This window comes from Mesorhizobium sp. M0998 (assembly GCF_040318885.1).
Taxonomy (GTDB): Bacteria; Pseudomonadota; Alphaproteobacteria; order Rhizobiales; family Rhizobiaceae; genus Mesorhizobium.
Map to the genome: position 1 here is coordinate 71,840 of NZ_JAMYND010000007.1, position 18,359 is coordinate 90,198.

An 18,359-nucleotide genomic window follows, 5' to 3' on the forward strand; every position below is an offset into this window, starting at 1 on the left:
TTGACGCGCGGCCGGCTAATGAGTGTCACCGTAATTCCACAATTCCTCCAACGGATCGGAAAATTTGTATGCCTTGCTCCTATTGGTAGTATCCTTTCTGAAAGATTAGCACTGTCTCGACAGGCGCCATGGAATCTTCTTTTGCCAACGGGGCATAAATACTGACCCCAAGGCCAAAAGCGATTGCCCCATCAATTTCTTCTTCGATTTCTTGGCCCAATGAAATAAGTGCACGTTTTGCGGTTTCAAATCCTGTTCCTAGAAATCGAACCCCATTCAGAGAAGGAGCGGCAGGACTCGTGAATTCGACCGCGTTCAATTTTCCTGACTTACTATAGTAACAAAATACCCCAATATTTTCGAAATAGTCGCAAGGAAACGTATCCCTGATAGATCGTTTGAATGTTCGAAAATTTGTCCCAAGACGCCGTCTAATCTGATTCGGGGACATTCCAAACTCTATTTCCCCGGCGCCAGTGAAAGGTATGATCTTGAACTCAGTCATCAAAAACCGTGCCCTACGGCTTCGTGCTCTTGACGAGCCGCCGGCTAATGGGTGTCACCGTAATTCGTAATGCGACCCGTAGTGCGTAATTCCGGATCATGTCGTAATTCGGAGAGGAGATATGGAAAAGAGTGCGCTGTAATTCCTTACACAGCAATCAGTACGAACTGGTTTGGAAGTAAGGCTAATTGAGCGATGGTCTTCCCATTTTCGCTACTGAATTCAATCTCGTATGCCTCCTCGGGATAAGAATGCTCTTCAACAACGACTCCTAAAGCTCCGGCCTGAAGGGATTCTCCCAGCATATCACAAATCAATCTCACAACGTCGTTGATCTTTGGTTTCATAGCGGGACTCTACTTCACGAATAGTGTCATCAGCGACGGGACGTTTGAACCGGGGGCTGAAAATCCACCCGGTGCGAACCTCAACGGTGCCGGCCGGACCTGTAACAGTTACGTCCACCGTATATCGAGCTCCGTATTTATCAACAACCCGTCTGGCCGGAGGCATCGCGCACGCTGGTCGTGGTGTGGGTCAGCGTGCCCAGCGTGACGTCCCGGCGGGCGAGCTTGCCAAAGCCGTCATACTTGTTGCCTTGCGTTGCCCCAGGGTTGGTGGAGGTGAGCTGGCCGATGTTGTAGAAGCCGGACGCCGCTATGCGGGCAAGGCGGGCCATGTGGTCAATCTACGTGCAATGATAGCCGGGCGAACGCGATAAAAGTGCACCGAAATTGCGAAATTCTCTCAGTTCCTGCCGCACAATAGCGGCCACTAAGTAATGACCCGCGTCATAATTAGGATCTGTGAATGGCAACTAACGACCTTGTGCACTGGCCCGATAATCCAACAACTCTTGCATTTCTACAATCTCTTCCCCGTATTGTCCCGTGACCTTAATGGTGTTGGTGTCAAGATCAACCAGACTCTTCAGGAACAAAATGGTGGGCCGCGCGTGCTCAATTGGAACTAAACCTAAAAGCCTTATCGCATAGAGCGAATTCGCATCCCCGCCTCCTTTTTGGGCCAAAGACATTTTCAATTCTTCCTGCAATTTTTCAATATCGTCGTAAATGCCAACATAAGAGTCCGTAAGCGATCGAGTTACTTGATCAAAATCTTTCGTTCTCTCGTCCAATTGCAATGGAGTCGCAAGATTCTTATCAATCAATCTCGTCCATATAAAAAGGTAAAGTGCACCAGTATCCTCATTAAATTCTTCATACTTCGTATTCCGGTCCATGAACTCCTTCGCAATTTGCGAGGTTACGCGTGATATACATTTCTCCTCAACTGCTCGCCAAGTGAACGGCCAATTATCGGCAAAGATTCCCTTTGAACAGTTCAGTATCTCAGGAGTTGATGGCACAGTACAGGCCGATCCTCCGAAAACAAAAATTGCAACAAATCCGGCAAGTTTCAATGCTATTTTAAAATGCATGATGGCAACTCCTCACGAACCAATTGGGAAATCATTTACCTGTAAACTCGCACTACCCAGCTTATTCGGGCCGATTACATTCATAAGCGAGTTATAGTCTTTATTGTTATCCACCAAACAACCCAGTGACATCCCTCCTTCACCAGTCGTGGGGCTCCTCCCCGGATGAATAGTCCGCCCGATGCAAATTAGCCGCTGACGCCGCCAAAAAAGTCCGCGCGGCATTGACGAGAGGCCGGCTAGTGGGAGTCACCGTAATTCGTAATTCACATCGTAACCGTCATTCCTTGATCAATGGGGTTTCAGCTGCTCGATCAGAATCAATTCGACGGCTTGATATCCGTGTAAACCGTCCTGCTCCAAATCGCCCGCCGAAGCTACGCTAGTTTGGCTCTCTAGCTTCGATGGGTCAGACTCTGAGTATTTTCGAATAAGAATTCGGTTGGAAAGGCTTTCTTTGTGAACGAAGGTTGGCATAGGCCATTTGTCTTCTGCCCAGCTCTTCATTTGGCCAATAATTGGCCAAGTTCCATTTATTAAACCGAGATCGCCACACCGTAGGCACCTGACTGCATTATCTGGACTAAGGTCATTTAATTCATCCGCCTTTGGCAATTCCAGACGCATTGGTCCAAATAGATATGCTAGAATAATCTTTCCAATTGGGGCCATATGAGCTACCAAGTCAAGCCCGTAGCCACCTGATCTCAACGGAATGGCAAATAGGGTGCCTTCCTTGTAGGGTAGTTGTCTCACTTTAAGGTTCCCTTTACTACAGATGCCGGCGTGATGCGGAAGGCGCGAGTGGTGATTAGTTACGGCTTTGTTGGAGCGCCAAGCTCTCGTGTGTTTGGGGGCTATCCGTTGCTGCCAGTCGTTTTGCTTAGCTTAAGCGCGACGATGCGGAGAATACGCGGCAGGACAAAGCCGAACGGGCGAGGCAGAAAACATACATTAATACCGTAATTTCCAAACCTAAGTTCGCTAAATCTCCTTCGCGCGCAAAGGGACGATCAGGTCCGGGTTGCGCGATCGGCGATCGGCCCAATGGCCCCATATTTTTTCTACTTTCATAGGCTGGCCACAAACAGTCGTCTCCACCACGTCGCCAACCACCGGAGCCTCCTCGTGGGGCGAGCCACCGGTCTCGCCCCGTCCTTCGGACCCCACAGTGGGAGAACGGAAGGCCCGTGCCCCTTGCCGCTCACCCCTGTTCCTGCAGTCGTTTCGCGATCGCCCGGTGCAGGTCTGGAGCAGCAGCGACCAACGCCTTGGCCGCCTCGGATTGCGGGTGGTCGAGCACTTCGCTCGTCCTGCCGCGCTCAACGATCTTGCCGTCATGCATGACCATCACCTCGTCGGTGATGGCGCGGGCGACGGTCAGATCATGGGTGATGAACAGATAGGCGATGCCGAGTTTTTGGTTGAGCTCGGCGAACAAATCGAGGATCTGCGCGCGGATCGAGACGTCGAGCGCCGAGACCGGCTCGTCGGCGACGACCAGCTTCGGCCGGGTGATGATGGCGCGGGCGATCGACAGGCGCTGGCGCTGGCCGCCCGAAAACTCGTGCGGGTATTTGTCCATGTCGCCTGGTGAGAGGCCGACCTCGTGCAGCGCATGCGCCACCATCTCGCGCCGCGCGGCGGGCGCCGGCTTCTTCTCCAGCACATGCAGCGGCTCGGCCACCAATCTCTCGACCTTCTGGCGTGGGTCGAACGAGCCGTACGGGTCCTGGAACACGACCTGCATGTCGCGCCGTGCCGGCTTCAGCTCCGCCTCGCTCTTGCCGGTGAGGGTATCGCCGCGGAAGCGGATCGTACCGGCCGTCGGCTTGTCCAGTGCCAGAACCATGCGGGCAAGCGTCGACTTGCCGCAGCCGGAACGCCCGACGAGCGCCACCGACTGGCCGGGCGCCATCGAGAAGGAGACATCGTCGACGGCGCGGATGGGAGCCCCTCGCTTGAGCAGCGATGTGCGCCGTGCCGGATAGTCGCGCGTCACGCTGTCTACCTCAACCAGAGGTTTTCCTTGGCCGACGCTGTGCCTAGCCCGCGCGGGCACATGCATCGAGGCCTGCGCCAGCTGGCGCGTATAGGGATGAAGCTGTCCGGACAGAATGCGCGCCGTGTCGCCGGCCTCCATCACCTCGCCATGGCGCAGGATGGTGATGCGATCCGCCATCTCGGTCACCACGGCGAGGTCGTGCGAGATGAGCAGAAGACCCATGCGGTTTTCCGCGACCAGGTCGCGCAAAAGGTCGAGGATCTGCGCCTGCAGCACCACGTCGAGCGCCGTCGTCGGCTCGTCGGCGATCAGCAGCTTGGGTTTCAGCGCACAGGCGATGGCGATGACGACACGCTGGCGCTGGCCGCCGGAAAGCTCGTGCGGATAACGCGACAACGGGAACCGCGCCGCCGGCAAGCCGACCCGGTCGAGCATTTTGCGTGCCCGTTCCTCGGCATCCGCGCGGCTCGCTCCGGTGTGCCAGCGGATGCCCTCGGCAACCTGCTCGCCGATGGTCTTGACCGGGTTCAACGCCGTCATCGGCTCCTGGAACACCATGCCGATGTCGTCGCCGCGCAGCGCGCACATCTGGTCTTCGCTCGCCGCCAGGATATCGATGCCGTCGAAGGTGACGCGTCCGGTGGCGTGCGCCGTCCAGGGCAGTAGCTGCATAACGGTGAGCGCCGTCATCGACTTGCCGGAGCCGGATTCGCCGACCAGCCCCATCACTTCGCCCGGCGCGACGGAAAGCTCGACGTCTCTGAGGATACGGGTGCCGCCGATGGTCAGCGACAGCTTCTCGATTTCGAGCAGGCTCATCTCTGCCGCCGCGATTTCGGGTCGAGTATGTCGGCAATGCCGTCGCCGAGCAGGTTCAGGCCAAGCACGGTGACGACGATCGCCATGCCGGGAAAGATCGCCATCCACGGCGCCACCACCATGCGGGTCTGGGCATCGAACAGCATGCGGCCCCAGCTCGGCATCGGCGGCTGCGTGCCCAGCCCGACATAGGACAAGCCCGCTTCGGCCAGGATGCCGAGCGCGAACTGGATGGTGCCTTGTACCAGGAGCAGCGTGGCGATGTTGGGCAGCACATGTTCGATGCTGATCAGCGTCGTGCTCTTGCCGGCGGCGCGGGCGGCGAGGATGAATTCGCGCGGCCAGATCGCCAAGGCGCCGGCGCGGGCGACGCGCGCGAACACCGGGATGTTGAAGATGCCGATGGCAATGATGGCGTTGAACGCGCCGGGCCCGAAGATGGCGGTGATCATGATTGCCGAAAGCAGCGCCGGAAAGGCGAAGACCAGGTCGTTCAGCCGCATCAGCACGTCGTCGGCGATGCCGCCACGCGCCGCGGCAAAGGCGCCGAGCGGCACGCCGACGCCCATGCCGATGCCGACCGCCACCAGCGCCACGGCAATCGAGTTGCGGGCGCCAACCATGATCATTGACAGGATGTCGCGACCGAAATGGTCGGTGCCGAACCAGTGCGCCAGCGACGGCGCCTGGGTCTTGTCGGAAATGACCAGCCTGGTGACGTCGTAAGGCGTCCACTCGAAGGAGAGGATCGCGACCGCAGCCACCAGTGCGGTGACGACGAAGCCGGCGAGGAACGAACGGTTTCGAAACGCCTTGGCCAGGATGCCGGCAAGGTTCTCGTCGGGGATGTCGATGTGCAGCGTCATTGCCTGCCTCTCAGGCGCGGATCGACCACCGCATAGGAGAGATCGACAACGAAATTGACGATGATGACGGCGGCAACCAGCAGCATGACGACGCTCTCGACCACGATCAGGTCACGCTGGTTGATTGCCTGGAACACCAGCCGGCCGAGGCCGGGCAAATAGAAGACGTTCTCGATGATGATGGTGCCGGCAAGCAGGAAGGCGAATTGCAGGCCTAGAATGGTGACCACCGGGATCAAGGCGTTGCGCAGCGCATGCCGCCACAAGACAAGACGATAGGGCAGGCCCTTGGCGCGGGCGGTGCGGATGTAATCCTCATTCAGCACTTCAATCAGCGCCGAGCGGGTGACCCGGGCGAGGATCGCCGCCTGCGGCAGAGCGAGGGCGACCGCCGGCAGGAGCAGCGACTTCAGCGCCGGCCAGACGCCGGCGCCCCAGCCGGGAAAACCGCCGCCCGGCACCAGCCGCAGCCAGACGGCGAACAGATAGATCAGCATCAGCGCAAACCAGAAATTGGGCACGGCGACGCCAAGCTGGGCGGCGCCCATCGCAACCGTGTCGCCGGCCCGGCCGCGCCGGCTGGCGGAAAACAGCCCGACCGGGATGGCAATGACTGTGGACAGCGCCAGCGCCATCAGCGCCAGCGGCAGCGAGACGACGAGACGCTCACGGACCAGATCGATGACCGGCACCGAATAGGTATAGGAACGGCCGAAATCGAGGCTCAGCAAGCCGCCGGCCCAATGCAGATAGCGCAGCACGACGGGAGCGTTGAGACCCATCTGGTTGCGCAGCAATTCGATCTGGTCGGCGCTGGCGTTCAGGCCAAGCATCAGCCGCGCCGGGTCGCCGGGAATGATCTCCAGCACGGCAAAGACCACCATCGAGGCCAGAACCAGCGTGATGACGGCGATGGCGAGGCGCTTGAGGAGGTAGGCGGTCATGAGGAGACCGGTGCAAGCACTGGGCGAAGCTTGCGTTCCCGCCCACCCCCCTCTGTCCTGCCGGACATCTCCCCCTCAAGGGGGGAGATTGGCAGTTTCCACGCCGGCACTGTCCCTGCAACGCTAGTGGTTAGCGAAAGCGGCGGTGAGGGCTCAATCTCCCCCCTTGAGGGGGAGATGCCCGGCAGGGCAGAGGGGGGTGGGACGGAGTGCAACTTTCGCCCTTCTGTCAGCGACCCGCTCAATCCGTCCACTTCACCTTGGTCAGGTCGTTGGCCTGGATCGGGGCATTTTCCCACAGGCCCTGCAGTTTGGCGTCCCAGACGCCGACCTTCGGCAATTCGTAGAGGAAGCCGACCACGGCGTCATCGGCCAGGACCTTCTGCGCCTCGCCGAGCAGCGTCGTGCGCTTGGCCTCGTCGGAGGTAAGGTTCAATTCGTCGATGATCTTATCGAAGGCCGGATTGTCATAGTTGAAGTAATAGTCCTTACGCGAATAGATATCGATGTCGTTAGGCTCGGTATGGGAAACGATGGTCAGGTCGTAGTCCTTCTTGGTGAAGACCTGGTCCAGCCATTGCGCCCATTCGACCGGGATAATCTCGAGATCGATGCCGATTTCGCGAAGCTCGGAGGCGATGATCTCGCCACCAAGCCGCGCATAGGAGGGCGGCGGCAGCTTCAGCGTCGCCTTGAAGCCATTCTCCAGGCCGGCTTCCTTCAGCAATTCCTTGGCCTTCTCCACATTGTGCGGATAGAGGCCGGTCAAGTCGACATAGGCCTTGCTGGCGGGCGACATGTGCGAGCCGATCGGCACGCCGAGGCCGGCCGAGGCGCCGTCGATGATCGCCTTGCGATCGAGCGCAAAGGAAATCGCCTGCCTGACCTGCAGCTTGTCGAAGGGCGGCTTCTTGTTGTTGATCGACAGGATGGTTTCACCCTCGGTCGAGCCGATCACCACCTTGAAGCGCGGATCGTCCTTGACCTGGGCGACGCTGTCGGGGTCGAAGAACGGAAAGGCCTGAACGTCGCCGGAAAGCAGCGCCGGAACGGCGGCGGCGGCATCCGGAATGATGCGGAACTCGGCCTTGTCGAGGAACACCGGGGCGCCCCAGTAATTGTCCGACTTGACCAGCGTGATCGATGAGCCCTTGGCCCAGTTCTGGAACTTGAACGGGCCGGTGCCGATCGGTTTTTCCTTGTTGGTGTCGGCTGTCTCAGGCGCCACGATCACCGCGTCGCCCCAGCCCATATTGTAGAGGAACGAGCCTTGCGGGTTCTTCAGCGTGACCTTCACCGTCGCGGGATCGACGACCTCGATCTTGTCGATGGCGGCAAACAGGGCCTTTTGCGCGTTGACGGAATTGTCGGCGCGGGCACGGTCGAGCGAGAATTTCACGTCGTCGGCGTTGAAGTCGGTGCCGTCATGGAATTTCACGCCTGTATGCAGCTTGAAAGTGTAGACCTTGCCGTCGTCGGAAATGCTCCAGCTTTGCGCGAGATCGGGCAGCACCTCGCCGTTCGGGCCGATGCGGGTCAGGCCCTCGAAGACATTGGCATAGAGTACCTCGTCGATTGCCGCGGCGGCACCCGCGGTCGGGTCGAGATGCGGGGGTTCGAGCGTAATGCCGATGACCAGGTCGGTGCGCGCGGCCATCGCCGAGGTCCCGGCGGCCAACGCCAGCGCCGCGGCGGCCAGAATGGTTTTCCACAATTTCATCGTGCAACTCCCCATGTCTAAAACACGTGCTCAAACCCGGGCGGATAGAAGCGTGAATTCGCCGCCGAGTAAATTGCGTTTCGTACCGTGTGCCGACGCCGGGAGGAATGTTTTTCCGCCCATGGCCGGATCATGGCGGGCCGGCGCCCTTCAGCAGCACGCCGAGGCCGATTGCCATCACCTTTGCCGAGTCCAGCATGTCGGCAATGCCGACCCATTCATCGGGCCGGTGGGCGAGATCGAGGATGCCCGGGCCATAGGCGATGCAGTCATAGATGTGGCCGATGCGGGCGATGTGCTTCTGGTCGTAGGTGCCGGGCGAAATCACATAATCCGGCTCGCGGTCGAATATCTCCATGATGCCTTGCGCGACCGCCTTCACCACCGGTGCGTCGCGCTCGGTCATCAGCGGCAGCACCTCCATCAGATCGCGGATCTCGTAATCGAACTTTTTGCGCTCGCGCTTCAGCCGTTCCAGGATATCGGTCACCTCGCTCTTGACCGTAGCGAGATCCTCTTCGAGCAGGAAGCGGCGGTCGATTGTCAGCCGGCAGGAATCGGGCACGTTGGGCGAGGGCAGGCCGGGCCGGAAATCTTCCGTCTGGCCGCCATGGATCGAGTTGATGTTCATGGTCGAGCGTTTTGCGCCTTCGGGCACGACCGGCATGCGCGTCATCTTGCGGTCGAGCGCCGGAAACAATTCCTCCTCGAAGGCCCGCAGCACGGCGCCCATATGGCGCACCGCATTGTCGCCGAGGAACGGCATCGAGCCGTGCGCGATCTCGCCCTTGGTCTCGATCTCCGCCCACCAGACGCCGCGATGGCCAAGGCAGATGCGATCCTTGTTGAGCGGCTCGGGAATGATGACGTGGTCGACCTTCGGTCTGGAGAAATAGCCGAGCTTGGCCAGATGCGCGACGCCGCCAAAGCCGCCGGACTCCTCGTCGACCGTGCCTGAAATCTCGATGGCGCCGGGAAAATCGGGAAACACCTCCATGAAGGCTTCAGCGGCGATGATCGAGGCGGCAAGCCCGCCTTTCATGTCGCATGCGCCGCGGCCATAGACCTTGCCATCCCTGACGATGCCGGCGAACGGATCGAGGCTCCAGCCGTCGCCGGGCTCGACGACGTCGATATGCGAATTGAAGTGCACGCAAGCACCCGGCGCCCGGCCATCGAAGCGGGCGACGACGTTGACGCGCGGGTAACGGTCAGTGTCGCCGGGCGTGCCCTCGGCACGGATGAATTCGATCTCAAAACCACGCTTCTTCAGCCGCGCGCCGATATATTCGGCACATGGCCGATAGGCTTCGCCGGGCGGATTGATGGTCGGAAAGCGGATCAGATCCGCAGTCAGGGCAACCAGATCATCGGCTCGGTCATCGATAGCCTTGAGGAGCCGTTCGTTCGGTTCGTTCATTCGGCGAATTGAGCAGCGGATGAGGCGGTTTTGCAAGCCCGATGGCGAATTGCGAGGCGATTGCGTGTCGTTACGGCAACTATTGCGGGAAATCGTTCAAATTCGCTGCTTTGGATTGGTGAAATCGTCAGGGAGTAGGTGTTAGCTCGCTGGCTTGCCATCAAAACGCTGGAGAACAGCGTGACGGCAGGCAGGCAAGGGGCATCAAAGGGGTTTGATTGCATGAAAAACACTGTTCTCATGGCAGCGGCATTAGTAGCGATGCTGTTCGGTTCGTCGTTCGAGAGCCGTGCGGCCAGCCTGGTCGCGAACATCGATATTTCCTCACAGACGATGACGGTAAGATACGGGCTTTCGTATTATCGGTGGAGCGTTTCCACCGCCCGCAAGGGCTACATCACGCCGCGCGGCAGTTACCGGCCACAGCGGACGGCCCGGATGTGGTATTCGCGCAAATACGACATGTCGCCGATGCCCTATTCGGTGTTCTTCCGCGGCGGCTATGCCATCCACGGCACCGGCGCGATCCGGCAATTGGGGCGCCCGGCATCGCATGGCTGTGTGCGCCTCCACCCCAGCAACGCCGCCGCGTTCTATTCGATGGTGCGCGAAGCCGGCTTCGGCAATACGCGGATTCTCGTGACGAATTAGGGCCTGCTCCTCGGCCCGCAATAAAAAACCCGCCGGAGCGGCGGGTTCGTTGGGGCCAAATAGCACTATACCGAAATTAGTAGCATAGCTGCCGGCACAAAGCAAGAACAAAATAAGGCTTGCACCCAAAAAAGATGGTGCGCTCAGGCGGGTTTGTCGCGCATTGTCGCTGGCCGACGCTTTTTGCGGCCGCTGATCTCCCAGCGCTTGTGGAACCACATCCACTGGCCGGGGTCTTCGCGCACCCAGCGCTCGACCACGTCGTTGAGAAGCTGGGTGGTGGCGCGGACGTCGACACTGCCGCCGGCGGTGCGCGGCAAGGTGAGCTTGTCCTCGATCTCGAGCCGGAAACGGTTGTTCGGCAGGCGTACGCAGCGCGCCGGGTAGACATCGCAATCGTAGTGCCGCGCCAGGGTGCCGAGGACCCGGTTGCTCTCGCAGGGGCGGCCGAAGAATGTCGTCTCGAGCCCGCCGGTGAATTTTTGGTCGACCAGCACGCCGATATTGCCGCCTTTCTCCAGGATGGCCGCAAGTGCGAACGAGGCACCGGTCGAAGACGGCAGCAGCGATCCCATGCTCGAGCGGCGGGTCGAGAGGATGTACTCGGCGAGGTAAGGGTTGTTGGGCGGGCGAAACAGCGCCGTGATGTTCATGCCGAATGTCGCCGCAGCCACCGGCAGCAGCTCGAAATTGCCGAGATGCCCGGTGAAGACGATATGCGGCTTGTCCTCGCCAGCGATGCGCACGAAATGCTCCACGCCCTTGACCTCGACACGGCCCGGCTTCGTCGCAGCGGGATCGTAGTCGAACAAAGCATCGAGAAAGATGTATTCGGCGGCCAGGCGGGCCATGTTGCCCCACATATCGGAAGCGATCGCTTCGATCTCGGCATCGCTTTTTTCCGGATAGGCCTGGCGCAGATTGTCGACCGCAACCTGATGGCGCGCTACCCAGGGGCCGATGCGGCGGGCAGCGCGGTCGGCGAAATTGAGCGCCCTGTCGGGCGGCAGCAGGCGCAGCGCGGAGATGATGATCATCGCGACGCGCGCGACCAGCCAGTAGTTGAACTGGCGAAGCCGCCTGCCATAGCGGAATCCCACGTCCCTGCGGATCTTCCTGAAGGCGTTGCCGATCATTTCAGCCGACGCGCAGGATGATCTTGCCGAAGACGTCGCGGCCTTCCATGCGCTTCAGCGCCGCATCGATGCCGTCGAAGCCGACCTCGGTGTCGATCACCGGCGCGACCAGGCCCGCGGCCATCTTCTGCATGGCGTCGGCCATATTTTCCATGCGGCAGCCGAACGAGCCGAGCAGCTTCAACTGCTGCTGGAACAACTGCATCAAATTGATCTGTGTCGACACGCCGGAGGTCGAGCCGCAGGTGACCAGCCGGCCGCCGCGCTTCAGGCACAGCATCGAGGCGGCAAAGGTGTCGGCGCCGACATGCTCGAACACCACGTCGACGCCCTTCTTCTTGGTCAGCTTGCGCACGATGCCTTCGAAGCGGTCGTCGCGATAATTGATTACGTGGTCGGCTCCGAGCGCCTTGGCCTTGTCGATCTTGTCGTTCGAGCCGACGGTGGTGATGACCATGCAGCCCATCTTCTTGGCCAGTTGAATAGCGGCGGAGCCGATGCCGGAGCCGCCGGCATGGACCAGTATCGTCTCGCCGGGTTGCAGCCGGGCATTGTCGAACAGCATGTGCTCGACCGTGCCGAAGGTGACAGGCGCCACCGCCGCGCCGATTTCGCTCACGCCTGGCGGGGCGGGGACCAGAAGGCGCGCCGGCAGGTTGATCTTTTCCTGCGCAAAGCCGTCGAGATGGAAGCCGTGAACGCCCGAGACATGCTCGCAGAGATTGTCACGGCCTTCGCGGCAGGCGCGGCAAAGACCGCAGGTGCGGGCGCCATAGATCGACACCAACTGTCCGGGCAGGAGGCTGGAAACGCCGGGGCCGACCGCCTCGACCTCGCCGGAGGCCTCGGCTCCGACGACCAGCGGCAGCTTGCGCTTGGCGAAGGCCATGCCGCGCCAGCCCCAGACGTCGATATGGTTCAGCGCCACGGCCTTGATGCGCAGTGTCACCTCGCCGAGCAAAGGCGGCGGCGGTGGCGGCAGGTCCACCGTTTCAAGCCGGCGATCCTCGATAAGTTGCAATGCGCGCATGCCAGATCCCAGGTTGCGCATGACCGAGAACCGTTTCGGAAAGGACCATGCGCACGACAACAGTGCTAGAGCGGAACGGTCGCTTAGACCGGTTCCCGCGCCATGACAAGGCAGGTGTTCTGGCCGCCAAAGCCGAAGGAGTTCGACAGGACGGTGCCGACCTCGGCGTTGCGTTTGGTGTTCGGCACCACGTCGAGCACGATTGCCGGGTCGGGATTGTCGTAGTTGATGGTCGGCGGAATGATGCTTTCGCGCATCGTCATCAGCGAAAATGCGGCCTCGACAGCACCGGCAGCCGATAGGGTATGGCCGATCATCGACTTGTTCGACGAGACCGGCATTGACGAGATCCGCTCGCCGAACACCGTCGACAGCGACAAATGCTCCATCTTGTCGTTTTCGGGCGTCGAGGTGCCATGGGCGTTGACATAATCGATCCCGTCCTCGCTCAGGCCGGCATCGGCAAGAGCGGCGCGCACCGCCGCGATCGCCGGCGAACCGTCCGGCTTGGAGCGGGTGCGATGGAAGTCGTCGGCCTTTTCGCCGCAGCCGCGCAATATGCCGAGAACGGTGGCGCCGCGGGCAAGTGCTGCCTCCAGCGATTCCAGCACAAGGGCGCCCGAGCCTTCGGCCAGCACGAAGCCGTCGCGATCCTTGGAGAAGGGTTTTGAGGCCTTTTCGGGGATGTCGTTATGGGTGGAGAGCGCCGACAGAAGCGAGAAGCGGATCAGCGCCTCGGCGGTCGCCGAGCCGTCGGCGCCGATCGACAGCGCCCTGTCGCATTCGCCGCGGCGGATCGCCTCGACGCCGAGCTGGATCGCGGTGGCGCCCGAAGCGCAGGCTGTCGACAGCGTGATCGGCAGGCCGCGCGTTCCGAAACGGTCGGCAAGCCGGTCGGCAATCGAGCCGAACTGGGTGGTCTCGAAGATGTCGAGTTCCCTGAGGCCGCGCGCTACCCGCAGCAGCCTCTCTGCACCGGTGTCGTGCCTGTCTGAATTATTGGGCGTGTCGGAATTGTAGAGCGAAAAGCGCTCGCTCCAATCGAGCTCGACCGGCGGCGAAGCGAGGAACAGCGGTCCGCCGAAATCGCCGGCATCGAGGCCCGCCTCCGACATCGCTTCCTGGGCGGCGGTTTCGGCAAGCTCATAGGTGAGGAGACTGGCGCCCTTGGAACTCGACGGCAGGAAATCGACCATGCCGGAGATGCGGGTGTTGAGATGATCGACCGGGAAGCGGGTGATCGGATGGATGCCGGACTTGCCTGAGGTAAGTGCCGCCCAATTGTCGGCTTTGCCGACACCGAGCGACGTCACCACGCCGATGCCGGTGACGGCGACGATGGGCCTGCCCATGTGGTCGTTCAGATTGGCCATTTGTTGTCCAAAAACCTGTTTCTCTTGGAGCGTCGGATCGCCCGAAAACCGCGCCACACTTTTCGGTCCGATGCTCTAGGCGGCTTTGATCAGCGCCATGCCCTCGAATTGGTGATAGCCGATCGCCGTTGCAAGGACGGTCTTCGGGACGCCGGCAAACGGCTTTTCGACTGTGGCGTCGAAGACAGGGTAGGCGGCCTTGCGGTCGACAGCCAGCGCCGCCAGCGCCACGGCAAAGGGGAACTGCGCTTCCTTCATGTGGCCGGTCAGCGTCGAAAAGCCGCGTGCGGCGATCGCCGGATTGGCGTCGAGCGCCGATTTCTCGGCGGCGGTCGCGGCATGGGCGCCCGAAGCGCCGGAGATCGCGAGCAGCTCGCCATTCGGCAATGCGGCTTGCTTCAACAGCACGGCGATCTCGCCGTCGAGTTCGTCCCGCCGGCGCCTGGCGCGACCGGACAGGACCGGGCCGAGTTCCGCATAGATCTTCCGGCCACGGCTTTCCGCATGCTCGCGCTGCTCCAGGACGAGAAACGCGCCGCCGGATCCGGTCACCACGCCGCCGCCTTCGGCCCCTTGCCTCTGCCAGACCGGCCGCCACGGACCGCGATGCAGGTAGCCGGCCAGTTCATAGCCGAGCAGCATGTCGGAATGTTCGGTCTGGAAAGCGCCGCCGACCAGAATATGCGTCGACTGGCAGGAGCGGATGCGCGCGGCCGCGGTCTCGACAGCGGCAACGCCGGCACCTTCCTCGCCCATGAAGGTGCGCGACGACCCCGTCACCTTGTGGACGATCGAGATGTTGCCGGCGAGCAGGTTGGAAAGCTGTGCCAGAAACAGCGTCGGGCGCAATTCCGTGGTCAGCTTCTCGTTGAGCAGCACGTCGCGGTCATTGCGGCTTTCCGATGCCGCGAGAATGGCCGCGTCGACCGCCTCGTCGCGCTCGCCGCCGCCGGCGGCCACCACCATGTCCATGGTCGCGCAGAGTTCGTCATTGCCCTTGATGCCGGCATCGTCGAGCGCAAGGCCGGCCGCATAGGTGCCGAGCCTCTGCCAGTTCTCCATCTGCCGCTGGTCGCCACGCTTGGCGATCTGCAGGTTCCAGTCGATCTCCGGCAGCGGGTGGACCGTATAGGGCGAGAAGCGCGAGGCCTCCAGAACCGGTTCAAGGCGCGGCTGGACGAGCTTTTGCCAATGCGCATCCGGACCCTCGCCCAGTGACGAGACAAGGCCGATGCCTGATATGACGACGTCGCGGGGGTTCATGGGCGGCTGTTGTGGGTGAGGGCGCGTCAAGCGCTGTGCTTAGATGGCGTTCTTGGCGGCGACGAGCGCGTCGATCTTGGCGCACAGGTTCTTCATGACGAAATAGTCGTCGGTCGAGGCCTTGCCGTCATTGACCTCTTGCGTCCACTTTTCCAACGGCACCTTGATGCCGAATTCCTTGTCGATGGCAAAGACGATGTCGAGGAAGTCGAGGCTGTCGATGCCGAGATCGTCGATGGTGTGGCTTTCGGGCGTGATCGTCTCGATGTCGATCTCGCTGGTGTCGGCGATGATCTTGGCGACTTTGTCGAACGTGGTGGACAAGGGCTTTTCCTTCGATTGCGGGCGGAATCTGTCCGCATGTGTTTTGGGCTGTCTAATCGGTTTTTCCGGGCAGGAAAAGGCCTGATACGCCGCGCGCAGATGGGATTGCTGTTCTGCCAGAGCAATAGGGGTCGCTGGCAACCCCTCCCGGCGATATGCCGAAACCGTCCCATCTTTGATCATTGGGTGTACCAATGTACCATGGTACAAAAGATCTATGACCATAGAACGCGTGCAGACCGGGGTGCGCCTGGAAAAACGATTGGTGAAGGTGCTCAAGGCCTTGGCTGAGCATCGCGACGTGAGCCTGGGTGACCTCATCGAGGGCATCGTGCTGCATGCTTTCGAAGGCCGGACGCCGTTCTCCGCGGCGACACTGGAAACAATCGGCCAATTGAAGCGCATCTACGAAATGGAGCTTGCCGCAGCGGACAGCCACGGTCTGGCGGAAACCGGCGGGGAGGGCGGATGACGAGCCATCTTGCGCGCAGCCACAGCATCGTGCTTTCGGGGCCGATCGACGGCGTCTTTCCGCTGTTCACGCCGATCGGAGAGACCCTGTGGGTAGACGGCTGGCGCATCGCATCCGCTATGTTCGCGTTACGCGGATTCGCGTTTCGGATTTGTCGAGGTGGCCTGCCGACCGACCACTAACGGAGGCACGGAGGCGTCGATTACCTATGCGTTCACGGCCTTGGAGCCCGGCAGGAGCATCCTATCTGTCCGAACTTACAGAGGACGCGTTCGCGGACATGATCGAGGGATGGAAGCTCCGTGTCGACGCTTGGCTGGTAGCGGTGAAATCTGACGCCAAGTAGCTTAAACGAATTGCCACTAAGGGTGGAATGTTACCTTCGTCTCGTAGATGGGAACGAGCAAGTAGCGGACAAAGCGGTCGCTCAGTGAGGTTTCCTGCGTTCTGTGCCTTGATGATGGGACAATTCTTCGCCGCTGATCGGAGCAACACCCGTGGCCATTCATTCCTTCCACATCAACATCCCGGATGAACAGATCGAGTACCTACAGCGTCGTATCCAAGCGACAAGATGGCCGTCGTCGATCTTCGCATACGGATGGGAGGACGGTACTGACGTTGATTTCCTCAGGAAGCTTTCACGTTACTGGGAATACGATTTCAGGTGGCGCGATCACGAAAAACGTCTGAACCTGTTGCCTCAGTTTAGGGTCACGATAGACGGGTGCGACATCCATTTCGTTCATCAGAAAGGAAAGGGGTCAGCACCCTTGCCGTTGATCCTCACTCATGGCTGGCCCGGCTCCTTCGCCGAGTTCGAGCACGTCATCCCGCTGCTCACGGATCCTGCCAAATACGGCGGGGATGCCGAGGACGCCTTCGATGTCGTCGCACCGTCGCTTCCGGGTTTCGGCTTCTCGTCCCCGCCGCATCAGGCCGGCGTTAGCTCAAAGCGTGTCGCGAAGCTGTGGCGGGGGCTGATGCGCGAACTGGGATATGATCGCTTCGCCGCACAAGGTGGCGACATCGGCGCAGGCGTCTCGACCTGGCTCGCTCGGCTTTACCCGGACGACCTTATCGGATTGCACCTGAATTACATTCCAGGCAGTTTCCGCCCGACCCTCGGTCGCGACGACCCACCTGTCACGCCGGAGGAGAAGGCATTCCTCGACAGTGCGGCGAATTTCGCCGCAACGGAGGGGGCCTACGCTTTTCTGCAGGGGACCAAGCCCCAGACGCTAGCCTTTGCACTGACAGATTCCCCAATCGGGCTAGCCGCATGGATTGCCGAGAAGTTCCGCAGTTGGAGCGACTGCGAAGGCGAACTCGAACGCGCCATCCCTCTAGACACGCTGCTTACCGACATCTCGCTCTACTGGTTCGGTAACACGATCGAGGCCTCGCTCCGGATTTACAAAGAGAACCGGCTCTGCCCCCTGATCTTCGGGCCAAGGGAGCGAATAACACCGCCCCTCGGCGTTGCAGTCTTCCCTCGAGAGCTTCCTATGCCACCTCGCTCCTGGGTCGAGCGAGTCTTCCGTGTCGAGCGCTGGACCGACATGCCGAAAGGCGGACATTTCGCGGCGATTGAGCAACCCGAACTCCTGGTCGAGGACATCCGGGCCTTTTTTCGGCCGCTGAGGCTCCGGCCGGCAAAGTAAGGACGAAAACCTGCCTCCTGACTAAGGTCAATGTCGACCTTGGACTCGACCAAGACCTCATCGCGGGTCGGAACCGGTATTCGGCTTAAGGTACCAAGCGCTAGATTTTCACTTCAACCGGCTCCGGCCCGGTCAGAAGGTAACGCGGCCGAGTACCCGCAGGCCGTCGCCCTGCGGCGCGACGACCACGGCTTCGCCTTCACGCGGCGAGATGCCGGTCAATTCCTTGATGTTTTCGAGATGCGTGACCATGACCAGATTGTCGGAGCCGGAATAGCCGCGGATTTCGGCTACGATCGCAGCGATCTGGGCCGCCTTCTCCTTTTCGTCGGTCTTCAGCAGGTCAAGCGGTGCGAACGGCTCCGGCTCGCTTTCGAAAGCGATGCGGGCGGTCTCGAGACAGCGGCAATAGCGGCTGGACAGCACGCGCTCGACCGGTGCCGCGCGGGCGCCAAACAGCGCGCCGATCTTGCGCGCCTGCTGCTTGCCGCGCTCCGAGAGATTGACCTGGGTGGCGCATTTGCCGAGGTCGAAATTGGCCGCATCGGTGGTGCCTGTGACCATGGCATGGCGAAGCAGCACCACATGCCCGCCGTCGCGCAGCAGCGCCCAGCCGGCTTCCGTCGCATGGGCTGTGGCGGAAACGGCAAGCAACAGCAGCGCCAGCACAAATCGAAGCATCAGACATCCTTTTCGGGTGACCGGCAGGCAGGTCCCCGGTGACCG

At 60.8% G+C, this 18,359-nt stretch carries 20 protein-coding genes; 4 read left to right on the forward strand and 16 right to left on the reverse strand.

The window, feature by feature from the left end; translation table 11 throughout:
* Positions 1–79: 79 nt before the first annotated feature.
* The 10 genes from NKH59_RS09090 to NKH59_RS09135 form a co-directional block, all read right to left on the reverse strand.
* Positions 80–319, reverse strand: a complete 240-nt coding sequence (locus NKH59_RS09090; protein WP_352500930.1) for a hypothetical protein — start codon at positions 317–319, stop codon at positions 80–82.
* Between the two features lie 332 nt (positions 320–651).
* Positions 652–852 carry a DUF4926 domain-containing protein gene (locus NKH59_RS09095; RefSeq protein ID WP_023676476.1) on the reverse strand — a complete coding sequence of 67 codons (201 nt, stop codon included), beginning with the start codon at positions 850–852 and terminating at the stop codon, positions 652–654.
* Positions 853–992: 140 nt separating this feature from the next.
* The gene (locus NKH59_RS09100; protein ID WP_023676475.1) at positions 993–1,184 is read right to left on the reverse strand and encodes a hypothetical protein; all 192 of its coding nucleotides are present in this window, start codon (positions 1,182–1,184) and stop codon (positions 993–995) included.
* 138 nt (positions 1,185–1,322) lie between these two features.
* A complete protein-coding gene (locus tag NKH59_RS09105; RefSeq protein WP_353021579.1) occupies positions 1,323–1,946 on the reverse strand; it encodes a DNA polymerase Y subunit UmuC family protein in 624 nt (207 codons plus the stop codon).
* A 291-nt stretch (positions 1,947–2,237) separates the two neighbouring features.
* On the reverse strand, positions 2,238–2,702 hold the full coding sequence (locus NKH59_RS09110) for an Imm26 family immunity protein (RefSeq protein WP_352539681.1): 465 nt from the start codon (positions 2,700–2,702) through the stop codon (positions 2,238–2,240).
* 448 nt (positions 2,703–3,150) lie between these two features.
* Positions 3,151–4,770: an ABC transporter ATP-binding protein gene (locus NKH59_RS09115; RefSeq protein WP_352539682.1), complete on the reverse strand. Its 1,620-nt coding sequence runs from the start codon at positions 4,768–4,770 to the stop codon at positions 3,151–3,153.
* On the reverse strand, positions 4,767–5,636 hold the full coding sequence (locus NKH59_RS09120; RefSeq protein ID WP_352539683.1) for an ABC transporter permease: 870 nt from the start codon (positions 5,634–5,636) through the stop codon (positions 4,767–4,769). Before NKH59_RS09120 ends, NKH59_RS09115 begins: the two co-directional genes overlap by 4 nt.
* Complete coding sequence (locus NKH59_RS09125) at positions 5,633–6,580, reverse strand: ABC transporter permease (RefSeq protein WP_352539684.1); 948 nt, start codon at positions 6,578–6,580, stop codon at positions 5,633–5,635. Before NKH59_RS09125 ends, NKH59_RS09120 begins: the two co-directional genes overlap by 4 nt.
* 241 nt (positions 6,581–6,821) lie before the next feature.
* Positions 6,822–8,300 carry an ABC transporter substrate-binding protein gene (locus NKH59_RS09130; protein ID WP_352539685.1) on the reverse strand — a complete coding sequence of 493 codons (1,479 nt, stop codon included), beginning with the start codon at positions 8,298–8,300 and terminating at the stop codon, positions 6,822–6,824.
* 130 nt (positions 8,301–8,430) lie between these two features.
* On the reverse strand, positions 8,431–9,720 hold the full coding sequence (locus NKH59_RS09135; protein WP_352539686.1) for an acetylornithine deacetylase/succinyl-diaminopimelate desuccinylase family protein: 1,290 nt from the start codon (positions 9,718–9,720) through the stop codon (positions 8,431–8,433).
* Between the two features lie 222 nt (positions 9,721–9,942).
* Here NKH59_RS09135 and NKH59_RS09140 point away from each other — a divergent pair, with 222 nt between their 5' ends.
* Complete coding sequence (locus NKH59_RS09140) at positions 9,943–10,371, forward strand: L,D-transpeptidase (RefSeq protein ID WP_352470461.1); 429 nt, start codon at positions 9,943–9,945, stop codon at positions 10,369–10,371.
* Between the two features lie 143 nt (positions 10,372–10,514).
* On the opposite strand, the gene NKH59_RS09145 is transcribed toward NKH59_RS09140, so the two are convergent.
* The 5 genes from NKH59_RS09145 to NKH59_RS09165 form a co-directional block, all read right to left on the reverse strand.
* A complete protein-coding gene (locus NKH59_RS09145) occupies positions 10,515–11,507 on the reverse strand; it encodes a lipid A biosynthesis lauroyl acyltransferase (RefSeq protein WP_352539687.1) in 993 nt (330 codons plus the stop codon).
* A 1-nt stretch (position 11,508) separates the two neighbouring features.
* Positions 11,509–12,537 (reverse strand): zinc-binding dehydrogenase, encoded by a 1,029-nt coding sequence (locus NKH59_RS09150; RefSeq protein WP_352766869.1) that lies wholly within the window; start codon positions 12,535–12,537, stop codon positions 11,509–11,511.
* An 83-nt stretch (positions 12,538–12,620) separates the two neighbouring features.
* Entirely contained in the window at positions 12,621–13,910 is a 1,290-nt protein-coding gene (locus NKH59_RS09155) for a beta-ketoacyl-ACP synthase (protein ID WP_352470322.1), read from the reverse strand.
* A 75-nt stretch (positions 13,911–13,985) separates the two neighbouring features.
* Positions 13,986–15,173, reverse strand: a complete 1,188-nt coding sequence (locus tag NKH59_RS09160; protein ID WP_353021586.1) for a beta-ketoacyl-ACP synthase — start codon at positions 15,171–15,173, stop codon at positions 13,986–13,988.
* 39 nt (positions 15,174–15,212) lie between these two features.
* Entirely contained in the window at positions 15,213–15,497 is a 285-nt protein-coding gene (locus NKH59_RS09165) for an acyl carrier protein (RefSeq protein WP_023676462.1), read from the reverse strand.
* 217 nt (positions 15,498–15,714) lie between these two features.
* Between NKH59_RS09165 and NKH59_RS09170 the strand changes: the two genes are divergently transcribed.
* The 3 genes from NKH59_RS09170 (at position 15,715) to NKH59_RS09180 (ending at position 17,633) form a co-directional block, all read left to right on the forward strand.
* A complete protein-coding gene (locus NKH59_RS09170; RefSeq protein ID WP_352539690.1) occupies positions 15,715–15,969 on the forward strand; it encodes a hypothetical protein in 255 nt (84 codons plus the stop codon).
* The gene (locus NKH59_RS09175; protein ID WP_352539691.1) at positions 15,966–16,151 is read left to right on the forward strand and encodes a hypothetical protein; all 186 of its coding nucleotides are present in this window, start codon (positions 15,966–15,968) and stop codon (positions 16,149–16,151) included. Before NKH59_RS09170 ends, NKH59_RS09175 begins: the two co-directional genes overlap by 4 nt.
* A gap of 315 nt (positions 16,152–16,466) precedes the next feature.
* A complete protein-coding gene (locus tag NKH59_RS09180; protein WP_352539692.1) occupies positions 16,467–17,633 on the forward strand; it encodes an epoxide hydrolase family protein in 1,167 nt (388 codons plus the stop codon).
* Positions 17,634–17,765: 132 nt separating this feature from the next.
* Here NKH59_RS09180 and NKH59_RS09185 read toward each other — a convergent pair whose 3' ends face one another.
* Positions 17,766–18,314: a histidine phosphatase family protein gene (locus NKH59_RS09185; protein WP_352539693.1), complete on the reverse strand. Its 549-nt coding sequence runs from the start codon at positions 18,312–18,314 to the stop codon at positions 17,766–17,768.
* Positions 18,315–18,359: the final 45 nt, after the last annotated feature.